A 13888-nucleotide genomic window follows, 5' to 3' on the forward strand; every position below is an offset into this window, starting at 1 on the left:
AATCTATTTTTTTATTTCCGACTGTGCCGGCTTTTCTCCAGTTGCTTTAATAATACTTTTCACTTCGGCCATATTAATCACAGGGAAAAACTTCGCAAAAAGGAAGAATGCTGTAAAGAACAATCCAAAAGTGAAGACATAAACTCCTATATCGTACATCGTAGGGTAGAACATTGCCCAACTAGACGGCAAATAATCCCTATGAAGGGAAGTAACAATAATTACAAATCGCTCAAACCACATTCCAATATTTACAATAATAGAAATGACGAAAGTAGCCGCCAGGTTCGTTCTAATTTTCTTAAACCAGAAAAGCTGAGGTGAGATCACATTACAAGTCATCATTGACCAATATGCCCACCAGTAAGGACCAGTTGCTCTATTTATGAATGCATATTGTTCAGCTTCCACGCCTGAATACCATGCAATAAAAAACTCTGTTATATATGCAATCCCAACGATTGACCCAGTCACAATAATGACAATGTTCATCAACTCGACATGTTGAATTGTGATATAATCTTCAAGCTTGTAAACTTTCCTGGTCACAAGTAGAAGTGTTAATACCATAGCAAATCCTGAGAAGATTGCTCCAGCCACAAAATATGGAGGAAAAATTGTCGTATGCCATCCGGGGATTACCGATGTGGCAAAGTCAAATGATACAATGGTGTGTACAGAAAGTACAAGCGGTGTTGCCAAACCTGCCAATACCAATGATACGGTCTCATAATGAGCCCATGTTTTGGCTCCACCAGTCCATCCAAAGCTTAAAGCTCCGTAAATGGCTCTAGAAATTTTATTCTTTGCTCTGTCACGGATTGTGGCAAAATCAGGAATCAACCCAATGTACCAAAATACTAGCGAGACTGAGAAATAAGTTGAAATAGCAAAAACATCCCAAAGTAGCGGTGAGTTAAAATTCACCCACAAAGAGCCAAATGTATTTGGAAGCGGTAATGCCCAGTAAAAACCTAACCAAGGACGCCCCATGTGAAGCACTGGAAACATTGCTGCACAGATTACAGCAAATATTGTCATCGCCTCAGACGCACGGTTGATAGACATTCTCCAACGCTGACGGAAAAGTAGAAGAACTGCAGATATCAACGTACCTGCATGACCAATACCTACCCACCAAACAAAATTGGTAATATCCCATGCCCAACCAACAGTTTTATTAAGTCCCCACATTCCGATTCCATCCCAAAGAGTGATTGCTACTGCATACCCTCCAGCAAGAAGAAGTGCTAAAGAGACAGCCATTGCCAACATCCATGTTACCGTAGGTTTCTGCTCTACTCTTCCAGCAATATCCTCAGAAACATCATGGAGCGTCTTGCCACCAGTAATGAGGGGTACTCTTACTTCTGATTCTGCGTGCATTATGCGTCTAATTTATCGTTTTTGTCTTTATTTCTGATTTTGGTCAAGTACCAAACATTTGGCATAACTCTAAGCTCCTCAAGTACATGATAAGCTCTATCTTCTGTAGCTTCCACGCTCTTATCACTATACCTAAGTTTCAAAGTTTGAGAAATCTTACTTTCAGGATCTTTCATATCTCCAAACACTAATGCATCTGTAGGACATGATTTTGCACAAGCTGTTTGAATTTCACCATCTACAGGTCTTCTTCCTTCTTTCTTAGCATCAAGTTTTCCTGACTGAATACGCTGCACACAGAACGTACATTTTTCCATAACCCCTCTTGCTCTCACAGTTACATCCGGATTCAATACCATCTTACCAAGATCGTTATTCATTGCTGTGTTCTTATCAAACTGTGCATTGTCATGGTACTTAAACCAGTTGAACCTACGCACTTTATAAGGGCAGTTGTTAGCACAATATCTTGTACCAATACACCTGTTATAAGTCATTTGATTCAATCCCTCAGTACTGTGTGTTGTTGCAGCCACAGGACATACTGTTTCGCATGGCGCATTATTGCACTGCTGACACATCATTGGCTGGAAAGTGACTTCAGGATTATCCGAAGCAACTTCAGCTTTACTCACAATATTTGAGTCTAAATCTTTTTCCGTTATTTCACTCTCTTCTCTGCTACTGTAATATCTATCAATACGGATCCAGTGCATTTCCCTTCTATTCAGAACTTCCTCTCTACCTACTACAGGAATATTATTTTCAGTCTGACATGCTACTGTACATGTCCCACAACCTGTACATGAATTAAGATCCACAATCATTCCCCAATGGTGATTTGGATATTCATGCCCTTTCCAAAGAGATACCGCATGAGGTCTGACTTTTGTTCCGTCAGCCTTTGAGATCATCGGGAAGCTTCTTCCTGCTTGAGGATCTTTTTGATACTCGCCTAGTGTGGACTCTTGAATTACCGTCTCTCTACCTGCATAGGTTTGTGCTGTCTGAGTTTGTGCAACCTTACGTTCTTCTCCATTTAGCTCAAGCGTGGCTTTCGCGGTGAATCTTAATCCATTAGCTGTACTAGCAATCAATGGATAAGCATTTACACCAACGCCATTAGCAACTTGACCGGCGTTTGTTCGACCGTATCCCATGGCCAATCCAACAGTTCCATAGGCTTGACCTGGTTGAGGGATAATTGGAGCTATTACGGATTTACCATTGACAGTCATTGTCGCAACTTGGTAGTCCATATCTCCATCTTTGACAAACCAATCATTCTCTCTGGCCTGACGTGGAGATACAGTGAAGTAGTTATCCCAACATGCTTTTGTGATTGGATCCGGCATCTCCTGAAGCCAAGGATTATTGGCTTGTGTTCCATCTCCAACTGAATAGTTTGTATACAGAACTAGTTCAAGTCCATCAGATTTTGCAGAGTAGCCTTTCAAGTTTCCAGCTACAACTACCGCATCAACTGATACAGCTTTCTGATCACCAGTTTCTTCTATGTTATAAAAACCATCATGAAGACACTTATCGAAGAAGCCGCTGAAATCCCCAGAAGCGAATGACTGCCATCCTTCTCTAAGAAAATCGTAGTATGCTACTGGATTATCAGACCATTTCAGGAAAGATTCCTGAGCTTGTCTGGTATTAAATATATTGTTTATCGTCGGCTGTGAAAGAGTTATATGGCCGGTAACTGGCTCAAAATCATTCCAAGATTCCAGATAGTGATGATCTGGAGCAATGTACTTAACAGAACTATTGGTCTCATCCATTCTATCAGAAGTAGAAATGGTTGTTTTAACCTTTCCCAATGAGCTGACCAATTGTTGTCCCATTACATGATCATATGCAGGGTTGCAATTGTAGAATAATACGGTTCCTACACTTCCACCTTTCACATCATCTACCAATTTAGCGAAGGCTGAATCGCTTCCTTGACGTGTATTTATACTTTTATCAAGATTGATTGTTGTACCAAAACTTTGAAGCAAGTCGTTGATAGCGATTACCAATAACTGTACATTCTTATCATTTGATCCACTAACCACTAAAGATTTACCTCTAGACTTCCAGAGGTCATTTGCAGCTTTTTCAAGTGTAACAGAATCCTCTAATCTGCCAACGCCAATCGAAGCAGCTCCTGCTTTCTGAGAAATCAAGTTATAAAGATTGGCAACATACAATCCTTCTTGCGAAGGCTTGATAGGTTGTCTATAATCCGCATTTGATCCTGTTAATGAAAGGTTGGACTCAAAAGAATAAAGTCTGGACATCTCTTTCTTGTCTGGACCCAATTTTCTAGTTGCGGCAAATTGCTTATTGTTCAAAGCCTGATTTGGCCAAGTCCCAAGGAAATCTGCTGTAATCGAAACGATTGTACTTGCTTTTGAGAAATCATGCATCGGGAAGCTTCGCGTACCAGTAGCCTCTCCATAAGCATCCAACAAACCACTCATCGAGACTGGGTCGTACTGAATATGCTCTACTTCTCCATATTTATCAGCTAGTACCTGAACCGCCCTTCTTGTACTTGGACTACAATTAGAATATGATACAATTGAAATTTTACCTCCATTTGCAGCAAGTTCAGTTTTGATTCTATTATCTATAGTATCCCAATCTGTATCCTCTCCTCCTATCTTAGGGTTCTGAAGTCTTTCTCCATCATACAAGGAGAGAACTGAAGATTCAACCTGTGTGGTCGTTCCTCCCTGACTAATCATAGAAAGATCATTACCCTCTATTTTAATTGGTCTACCTTCTCGCGTTTTTACTACTACAGATGCGACATCATTGCCCATTGCATAGGTAGAAGCATAATAGTTAGCTACGCCTGGGTCTATATCTACTGGTTTATTTACATATGGAATTGCCTTTCTAACAGGCGCTTCACATGCTGCCAATGAAACTGCAGCAACACCAAAGCCCATCAATTTAAGAAAATCTCTACGTGATGGCTCTCCATTTTCTCCACCGTTTATTGGCAGATACTCAGGAAATTCTTTTGAAGCTCTAGTCTGGAAATCAGGAGTGTTTTCCAGTTGCTCTAACCCTTTCCAGTATTTCTTGGTTTCTTTCATTATACTTTTAGATCAGCTGTTTCGAATATTAATAGTGACATTTAGCACATTCCAACCCTCCAATGTCTTCAACTTTCATTGGCTCCTTGCTTTGCTCTGAATGAAGCTTTACAAGTTTGTCATAATATTCGTTTCCTTTTGTATTTACATCGGTTTCTCTATGGCAATTAATACACCATCCCATTGTTAAGCTTGAGTATTGATATACCACTTCCATTTCCTTGATAGGTCCATGACAAGTTTCACATTCTAATTCTGCAACTTTTACATGCTGAGAATGATTGAAGTATGCTAAATCAGGAAGATTATGAATTCTTACCCACTCAATAGGTTTAGTATTTGTACCGTAAGTTTTTGTGTCTGGATCATAATCGATCGCAGCATATATTTTCTGAATTTCTTCTGATTCTGTCTTTACCTGTGTATGACAATTCATACATATGTTAGGCGAAGGAATGTTAGCAGATTTAGATTTTCTTACTCCAGTATGACAATATTGACAGTCTATCTCATACTGTCCTGCATGAATCTCGTGCGAAAAGGCAATCGGTTGAGTAGGTTGATATCCTTGCTGAACACCTATGGTAAAGGCTCCATCTATCAATGTCTTCAATACAACTACAGTAAAGATGAAAATCACCAAGCCAACGAAATTGTTGCTCTTCAAAAATGCAGCAACATCAAATTGCTGTGATACCACTTCTTGCTCTGCTTCATTCAGTCCCTTAACATCCTTGAGATGCTTAACCAATGTTTTTGCAGCTATAATCAGCGCTATAACAGCTAACAGTAAAACAACAACCAATATGATGATCACTGCCATTAAGTAAGAAGAAGATATCGAGTCTCCTTGTGCTTCACCAGTCACTCCTGGTTCGGGAGTAGGAGGTTTCGGTGGTCCAGCAACAGTTTCTGCTTGGATGTAAGCTAACAGTTCCATTATCTCACCATCTGAGAATGGGTAAGCCGCCATGACCGTTTTATCGTATTCTTCCCAAAGTGCAACTGCTTGCTCATCTCCTGAGGCAATCATCGCTTGAGAATTTTTAATCCATGATGTTATCCATTCAACAGAACGACGCTCATATACGTTGTTCAGCGCAGGCCCTATTCGTACTTCCCATATCTGATGACATTGAGTACAGTTGGCTTTGAATGTAGACTCTCCAGCGGATATAACGCTTTCGTCTGTGGGAATTTCCTGAGCTTTTAGACTCAGAGTGGCGAATACAGCTAGCGCTAAGCTTAGTAGTATTCTGGTTAGTTTCGGTGTTGTTTTAAACATGTATTCCGATGGGCTTGAGATCAAACGCGTACAAAAGTAACATTGGGTTGTTGTTTTTCAAAGGTAGCTAATGAACTAATTCCTACCCCTACCCAAAACATTCGTAAGTATCAGTTTATCAACTAATTACAATTATTTAAAAAGCCAAAAATAGTCTTATTTAGAATGATTTTAAATAATTATATGTCATTGTTTATTTGGTGTTTTCGACAGGGTAGGTTTTTTGAGAATATTGCCCATCCAAATAATTATAAATCAACTGATGAATAGAGGGCCGAACGTTAAGATCATATAGTGCTCGATTGGTTCTTGAAGGATACACTCGATTGGTCAGAAAAATAAATATAAGATCAGATTCAGGATCCGCCCAAGCTATGGTACCTGTGTATCCGGTATGACCGTAGCTTTTAAAACTGGCACTTTTAGCAACACTACTTCTAATAGAGTCATACTTCAACAGTGGCTTGTCAAAACCAAGCCCCCTCCTATTTCCGTTATTCGGATATTGACTAGAGGTAAAGAGTTGGATAGTAGATGGATTTAGCAAATGGGCGGAATCATATCTACCGTCTTGAAGAAAAACCTTGAACAATTTCCCCAAATCTTCAGCGTTACTAAAAAGTCCTGCATTTCCCGAGATTCCTTTCATCATTATTGCCCCTTCATCGTGGACTCGTCCATGAATCGACTTCATTCTGAAAAAGGTATCTATTTCTGTAGGTGCAATTCTATTCTTCCCGAATTTATCAAGAGGATTGAAGGTAAGTGTCTCCGCTCTGATTGGATTATAAAAATGATAGTCAAGATAATCTTGATAAGATGTGTCTGTAAGCGATTTGACCAACTCAGGAATAAGATAAAAAAATAAGCCTGAGTATCTGTATGATTTCTGCTTAGACACTTCACTTTTTCGAATCATTTTTTTGATTTTCAAATAGAAATCTTTGTGAAGAAAAAGACTATCAGAAAGTGGGAAGTTATAATCTGAGCCATTGATATCAGAAATGGATTTACTTCTATACTTTCCATTTTTCTTCTTTGATTCATCATAATAAGGAATCCATGGATAAAGCCCTGCCTGATGTGAAAGTATCTCTCTGAACGTAAGTTCACCTATGTTATTCCTTAAACCATCTACAAACGCCCCAATGGGATCATCCAAATTATAAAATCCTTCTTCATACAATTTCATCATAGCGAGTGTTCCTCCTGCTACCTTCGTAACAGAAGCTAAATCATAAATATCATTCACAGCTACTCGTCTCAAAGAGTCATACGTATGATGGCCATATGAACTAAGAAAAAAAACACTATCTCCTTTAGCAGCGTAAATAACACAACCAGGAAAGGCCTCTGACTGAATAGCACTTGACACAACACTATCTACTTTATGATGTAGTAATTCGTAAGCTTGGCCTTTTACTAAAACGGTTGCGGAAAAGAAAAGAATAAATAAGGTATGTCGTAGTTTGTGCATGTTCTATTTTTGATGCTTACCTAACAGTATCAATGGAGCAAACTAAGTATTTCATTATTGATTTCGACAGCACTTTCATGCAAGTGGAAGCTTTGGATGTGCTTGCGGAAATTTCACTCAAGGATAATCAAAATAAGGATAAGGCTATCGCTGAGATAAAATCAATTACTGATCAAGGCATGGAAGGTGGTATGTCATTTCGAGAATCGCTTAAAAAACGTGTTGATATTCTAGAAGCAAACAAAAGCCACCTCCCAAAACTTATTGAGCAGTTGAGTACGCTTGTTTCTCCTTCATTTATTAGAAACAAAGAATTTATAAATAATTATAGGGATCAAATATTCATCGTTTCCAATGGATTTAAAGATTTCATAGTCCCAATTGTCCGTACTTTTGGTATCAGGAAAGAGAATGTATTCGCCAATGAATTTGAGTATGATGCTGAAGAAAACATCATTGGTTTTGATGAAACCAATCTCCTCTCGGAAAATAACGGTAAGCCCAATCAAATTGAAAGCATGCAACTCAAAGGTGAGGTCTATGTTTTAGGTGATGGATTTACAGATTTTGAAATTAAGAAAGCAGGCTTAGCTCACAAATTTTATGCTTTCACAGAGAATGTAAGACGTGAGAAAATATTGAATGAAGCTGATCATGAAGCACCTTCTCTTGATGAGTTTCTATTCACTCAAAAACTAGAACGTGCTCATTCTTACCCTAAAAATCGAATAAAAGCACTTCTTCTTGAAAACATTCATGAAGGAGCTATTAATAGGCTTAAAGTAGAAGGGTATCAAGTTGAGGTATATCCTGCTGGAATGACAGAGGAAGAATTATCAGAAGCAATAAAAGATGTTAGCCTTCTTGGTATTCGATCAAAAACACTTGTAACGGAAAAAGTCTTAAGCAATGCTAAAAGGCTTTTGGCTATTGGTGCCTTTTGTATTGGCACAAATCAAATAGATCTTAGCTCCGCTTTAAGAAAAGGAATTGCTGTATTTAATGCTCCTTTTTCAAACACACGTTCAGTTGTAGAGCTAGCTCTTGCAGAGATAATTATTTTGATGAGAAACTTGCCTGATAAAATGAGTCAAATGCACCTAGGCAAGTGGAGTAAATCCGCTACTGGGAGTTTTGAAATAAGAGGTAAGAAGCTTGGTATAATAGGATATGGCAAAATAGGTTCTCAATTATCTATTCTTGCTGAATCCATTGGCATGAATGTTCAATACTTTGATTTAGAGGAGAAGCTTGCTTTAGGGAATGCTTATTCATGTTCCAGTTTAGAAGAATTATTAGCTACTTCAGATGTGATTAGTGTTCATGTGGATGGTAGACCGGAAAATGAAGCAATTATAGGATCTAGAGAATTCAATCAAATGAAGGATGGAGTTGTCTTCATTAACTTAAGCAGAGGTCATATTGTGGATATTGAAGCTTTAACAGAAAATATCAAAAATGGAAAAATTCATGGCTCCAGTGTAGATGTATTCCCAGAAGAACCACTTAGCAATGATCATCCTTTTAAGTCTCCTTTAAAAGGTCTTAGAAATACAATTTTAACTCCTCATATAGGGGGTAGCACGTTAGAGGCCCAAGAGAACATAGCTGATTTTGTACCTTCAAAAATCATCGAATATATCAATACAGGATCCACCACTAATAGTGTGAATTTTCCGAACATTACCCTCCCAAATTTGAATCAAGCACATAGGTTTATTCATATCCACAAAAATGAACCGGGAGTTTTAGCTGAGATCAACAATGTGCTCGCCAATCATGGCATAAATATTGGTGGACAATACCTAAAAACCAATGATATTATTGGCTATGTTATTACGGATATAGATAAGAACTACAAAGAAGAAGTAATAAAAGACTTGAAAATGGTCAGAGGTACCATTAGATTCAGAGTTTTATATTAAGTTTAAAGCAAATTTTAGTTACTACCATCCAACTTTAAGAGCTTGTATAATCATATTATGGGGCTAAATAAGTAAAGAATGAGTTATCCGCTTAATTGGAAATCGCTAAATACACTATCAGAATTCGATCGTTTGGTTGAAGACTCGAGAGAAAAGCCTGCGCTCGTATTTAAGCATCGACCGTCTTCTCCTGAGAGTGCGCATGCTAAAGAGTTGTTAGAAAGAGATTGGTCAATTTCACCTGAAAGTCTTGATTTGTACATCATTGATGTGATGAAAGATAAAGATATTGCTGAAGCTGTAACGGATATAGCTGGTGTGATCAATGAGTATCCACAGGTTCTACTTTTTGCAGATGGAGTAACTATGTATGATGAGTCACGTGAAATGATTAGTGTGAAAAAAATCAAACTGGCATTAAAGATCATCAATAGAACTTTCAAATGGATGGAAACTCGTGTTTGAAAGGAACCTTATTTATCGGAATAAAATTATATGCTCTTTAACCTAAAGAGCTTTTTTTATGTCAAACAATATCTACTTTACTCCTGGACCTTCTCAGCTTTTCTATACGTTCGAAGAACATTTGAAGAAAGCCTTATCACTAGACATTCCTTCTTTATCACATAGAAGTTCCACTTTTATAAAAATTGTAGAAGAGACTAATGAAGCATTGAAAGAACTTCTTCAGCTTCCTGATGGATATGATATTTACTTTTTAAACTCCGCTAATGAAGCATGGGATCGTATCATCCAAAACCTGGTCTCTGAACGGTCTCATCACTTCACAAATGGATCTTTTAGTAGGAAGTTCTATGACTTTGCCATCCAACATGGAAAAAAAAGCAGCATAACTGAAGCTTCAGATGGAGATTCTTATACAAGCTGGGAAGTGCCAGCTGACACTGAATTGATTGGGATTACTAAAAATGAAACCAGCGTAGGTTATAGCTTGCAAGAAACCGAGATCGCTGAGTTGAGATTGCAAAATCCAAATTCTTTAATCGCACTGGATATTGTGAGCGCCTCCCCTTCTGTACCAGTAAACTTCAGCAATATAGATACAGCTTATTTCTCTGTTCAAAAAGCCTTTGGTCTTCCTTCTGGACTAGGAGTCTGGATTGTTAATACTAAGTGTCATGAGCTTGCTCAGCGTAAAAAGTTGACAACTTCTATTGGTTCATATAGGTCATTACCGAATCTTAAAAAATTTGGTGATAAGAATCAAACTCCCGAGACACCAAATATGCTATTCATTTACCTTTTAGGGAAGATAGCTCAAGACATGCTAGGTGTAGGGATTTCAAAATTAAGAAACGATACAGCTTATAAGGCGGCCATATTGAATCAATCTATAGAAGATCATCCCTTACTTTCTCACTTTGTGAATTCAAAGCAGCATCGATCAAAAACCACAATTGTTGCTAAGTCTGGTAAATCCAATGAGTTGATTGAATTCTTTAATAAGAAAGGATTAATACTTGGAAAAGGATATGGTAATCATAAAGGGGATCATATTCGAATAGCCAATTTCCCTACGCACTCTAAAGAATCAATCGAAATGATCTGTGATTTATTCTTACAGATAAAATAATATTCTGTTTCACCGAAACATTTTAAGTATTTATAAGGTTTAATTCCACTTAAATAGAAAAATAAGAAAAATAATTTCGAATTGGATAAAAATCATATTGATTGGTACAAAATCAATGATACCTTTGCGGAAATAAATACCCATTACATTGATCGCCCCTCTTAAAAAAATCGTTGTTTGCCTTGATCACACGGATATGGATCAAGGCTTGATAGAAAACGCATGTGTCTTGAGCTTGGTTGCTGGCACAACTGAAATTACATTTCTAAATGTAATTAAGGACTTCAATCTTCCGGATTCGGTATTGAAAGAATTTCCTAACCTCTTGGAAAAAGCTTTAGAAGAAAGAAAGCTTGAAATAAAAGAGCTAATTAGTAAATATTTCAAATGCGATACTCCAACCAAAATATTGGTAAAACAAGGAAGTGAGACCAAGGAAATATTAAAAGTTGCAAATGAAAGTAAGTCAGATTTACTTATCATAGGTAGAAAGAAGGTTAGCGATTCTGTATTAAGTACCCGAATTGCACGAAGATCTCCCTGTAACCTATTGGTGATTCCTGAAAAAGAAAAGCTAAAATTTGGAAAAATTTTCATTCCTGTAGATTTTTCCGATTACTCACGACTTTCACTTGGGAGAACATTGCTATTGACGGAGAGGTTAAAATCTAAAGTCTATCTTCAAAACGTGTATAACGTTCCTTCAAGCTACAGATACTCTGGAAAAAGCTATTCTGAATTTGCAGAGATCATGAAAGGTCATGCAAGTAACGATTTGGATATACTCATCAAAAAAGTTGAAGTAAATTCTCAAGAATTGGTTCCTGTTTTCACTTTAGATAAAAATGAAAATGTTATCGATCTGATATATAAAGAAGCTAAAAAGAAAAATGTAGACATGATCGTCATGGGGGCAAAAGGAAGATCTGCAACATCTGCATTATTCATTGGAAGTAAGGCAGAACGAATGATTCGAATAAATGACAGTATACCTCTCATGATTATACGAAAGAAAGGAGCCGTAGCTGGCATCTTAGAGACGCTAAAAGATCTTTAATTATTCTCTCAACTTATCTAAGATTTCATTGAGATTTTTTGCTTCTTGATCAGTGAGTTTGTTATTTTGATTTTCCCACTGTTCCATTTGATTGTCCATCTTTTTGAGCAAGCCAAGTCCTTCATCGGAAATACACACATCAACTGCTCTCCTATCATTGGGGCATTGCTTTCTTTCCACAAATCCTTTTTGCTCCAATTTATCTACTATTCTAGAAGCGTTTGAACTTTTATCCAGCATTCGTTCAATTAACAGATTGACTGTTGCTGGTTCTGGGTGCTGCCCTCTAAGAATTCTAAGAATATTGAATTGTGGTGTTGTTAAGCCATAGGATTTGAACAATTGTAAATGTTTCTGATGCAACCATGCATTCGTATAAATAATATTTACAATAGCTTTTGAATATTCACTTTTAAATTTTTCCTGCTTAATCTCTTCTGCTATTCCCATTTTCAATAGATAAATACAATTACATTTAATGTAACAACATTTGAAAAAAAAGGTTGCGTTTGGTTTTATTTTTCAAATGAGTTAAACCTTCGTCTATCTTTATAATCTAAGTTCAGAACCTACCTGAAAAAATTGGAAGAACTAATCATTGAAAAGATTCGTGAAAGCGAAACCCGTAATTATGGGTTTAATTTATTGGTACGAGAGTATCAAGAACGAATCTATTGGCATGTGCGGAAAATGGTCATTGATCATGATGACACGGATGACTTAGTTCAGGAGATTTTTGTAAAGGTTTGGAAAAACCTGGGAAAATTCAGAGAAGACTCAAAGCTTTATACATGGATTTACAGAATAGCAACAAATGAATGTTTGAATTTTCTAAAAAAGAAAAAAAGACGCTTCTTTATTCCGATTCATGATTTAGAAGGTGAACTGGTTGAAAAACTTAAGAGTAGTGTTGAGCCATCGGGGGATGAAGTTCAAATGAAACTACAAAAAGCGTTATTAAAACTTCCTGATAAGCAGCGAATGGTCTTCAATATGAAGTATTTTGATGATATGAAATTTACTGATATAGCTGATATAACTGGGACAAGCGTTGGGGCTCTAAAAGCAAACTATCATCATGCGGTTAAAAAAATTGAATTGTTTATTAATTCAGATTAAACCTTTTGACGATAAAAGAATCTAAACAATACAAGAATGAAACATTCTCTCGATGATATAGACAAAAAGAAAGCGTTTAAAGTACCTGAAGGCTACTTTGAAGACTTACCTCTGAAAATTCAACAGCGAATTTCAGAGGAAACAAAACCAGAGAGGTTCAAAATTCCCTCATGGAGTCTTGCTATGGCAGCTTCAATGTTGGTAATCATCAGCCTTATTTTCCTCTTTCCTCGTGACAAAAATTCAGCAGAAATATTGCTCGCTGAAATTCCGCAGGATGAATTACTTGCTTATCTAGAGCAAGTTGAATTTGATGTCTATGACATTGTCAGTGTCTTAGGAGATGATATATCTACACTTGAGATAGAAGAAACTGATATGTTGGATGGCATTGATATGGGTGACCAAACCATTGACGATGTGTTATTAGAATATGATTTAGAAGACGAATTTTTATAGAGATGAAAAAAATTTTAATAATTATCACGCTTAGTTTTTACTTTGGAGCACATGCTCAAAGTCCCGAAGCTCTTAAAAAAATTGAAGCTGCCAAGATTGCGCTGATCACAGAGCGTCTGGAACTTACTCCCAAACAAGCCGAGAAATTTTGGCCGATTTATAGAGAATTTGGTATTCAAAGAAAGGAGATTAGAAAAAACTTTGATCAAGCCAGAAAAAACTTTGATCCTAATAAAGCCTCCGAAGATGAGAATAAAAAGATGCTTGATATGGCTAATCAAGTAAAAGAACGTCAGTTAAAACTTGATCGAGAATATTCTGATAGAATCCTTAAAGTGATTACTTCGCGTCAGTTAAACAACTTGCGAAAAGCTGAAAATGATTTTAAAGAAATGCTTCTTCGAAGAATTAGAGCAGAGCAAATGAAAAGACAAAAACAAAGAAAAAATAATGACAGATTAAACGATCGTCGAAACTAATCAACCTAC

General features: G+C 37.0%; 12 protein-coding genes. 7 read left to right on the forward strand and 5 right to left on the reverse strand.

Translation table 11 applies throughout. The features are described 5' to 3' along the window. Window positions 1-3: 3 nt before the first annotated feature. From nrfD to ABJQ32_02000, 4 genes are all read right to left on the reverse strand, one after another. A complete protein-coding gene (nrfD, locus tag ABJQ32_01985; protein ID MEP5288388.1) occupies window positions 4-1386 on the reverse strand; it encodes an NrfD/PsrC family molybdoenzyme membrane anchor subunit in 1383 nt (460 codons plus the stop codon). After that, entirely contained in the window at window positions 1386-4484 is a 3099-nt protein-coding gene (locus ABJQ32_01990) for a TAT-variant-translocated molybdopterin oxidoreductase (GenBank protein ID MEP5288389.1), read from the reverse strand. Before ABJQ32_01990 ends, nrfD begins: the two co-directional genes overlap by 1 nt. Window positions 4485-4512: 28 nt before the next feature. Continuing rightward, the gene (locus ABJQ32_01995) at window positions 4513-5769 is read right to left on the reverse strand and encodes a cytochrome c3 family protein (protein MEP5288390.1); all 1257 of its coding nucleotides are present in this window, start codon (window positions 5767-5769) and stop codon (window positions 4513-4515) included. Between the two features lie 193 nt (window positions 5770-5962). Then, entirely contained in the window at window positions 5963-7246 is a 1284-nt protein-coding gene (locus ABJQ32_02000) for a serine hydrolase (protein MEP5288391.1), read from the reverse strand. 638 nt (window positions 7247-7884) lie between these two features. Between ABJQ32_02000 and serA the strand changes: the two genes are divergently transcribed. The 4 genes from serA to ABJQ32_02020 all read left to right on the forward strand — a co-directional run bounded on the left by serA (window position 7885) and on the right by ABJQ32_02020 (window position 11822). Beyond that, window positions 7885-9171: a phosphoglycerate dehydrogenase gene (gene serA / locus ABJQ32_02005; GenBank protein MEP5288392.1), complete on the forward strand. Its 1287-nt coding sequence runs from the start codon at window positions 7885-7887 to the stop codon at window positions 9169-9171. A gap of 78 nt (window positions 9172-9249) precedes the next feature. Beyond that, complete coding sequence (locus ABJQ32_02010; protein ID MEP5288393.1) at window positions 9250-9636, forward strand: monothiol bacilliredoxin BrxC family protein; 387 nt, start codon at window positions 9250-9252, stop codon at window positions 9634-9636. A 58-nt stretch (window positions 9637-9694) separates the two neighbouring features. Continuing rightward, window positions 9695-10765 (forward strand): aminotransferase class V-fold PLP-dependent enzyme, encoded by a 1071-nt coding sequence (locus ABJQ32_02015; protein ID MEP5288394.1) that lies wholly within the window; start codon window positions 9695-9697, stop codon window positions 10763-10765. A gap of 148 nt (window positions 10766-10913) precedes the next feature. Next, on the forward strand, window positions 10914-11822 hold the full coding sequence (locus tag ABJQ32_02020) for a universal stress protein (protein MEP5288395.1): 909 nt from the start codon (window positions 10914-10916) through the stop codon (window positions 11820-11822). On the opposite strand, the gene ABJQ32_02025 is transcribed toward ABJQ32_02020, so the two are convergent. Beyond that, complete coding sequence (locus ABJQ32_02025; protein MEP5288396.1) at window positions 11823-12272, reverse strand: MarR family transcriptional regulator; 450 nt, start codon at window positions 12270-12272, stop codon at window positions 11823-11825. A 132-nt stretch (window positions 12273-12404) separates the two neighbouring features. Between ABJQ32_02025 and ABJQ32_02030 the strand changes: the two genes are divergently transcribed. The 3 genes from ABJQ32_02030 to ABJQ32_02040 are packed head-to-tail and all read left to right on the forward strand — an operon-like array spanning window position 12405 to window position 13879. Then, window positions 12405-12941, forward strand: coding sequence for an RNA polymerase sigma factor (locus tag ABJQ32_02030; protein ID MEP5288397.1), 537 nt, complete (start codon window positions 12405-12407; stop codon window positions 12939-12941). 36 nt (window positions 12942-12977) lie between these two features. Then, window positions 12978-13400, forward strand: a complete 423-nt coding sequence (locus ABJQ32_02035; protein ID MEP5288398.1) for a hypothetical protein — start codon at window positions 12978-12980, stop codon at window positions 13398-13400. A gap of 2 nt (window positions 13401-13402) precedes the next feature. Beyond that, a complete protein-coding gene (locus tag ABJQ32_02040; GenBank protein MEP5288399.1) occupies window positions 13403-13879 on the forward strand; it encodes a hypothetical protein in 477 nt (158 codons plus the stop codon). Window positions 13880-13888: the final 9 nt, after the last annotated feature.

It is taken from the genome of Marinobacter alexandrii, assembly GCA_039984955.1.
Classification (GTDB): Bacteria; Bacteroidota; Bacteroidia; order Cytophagales; family Cyclobacteriaceae; genus Ekhidna.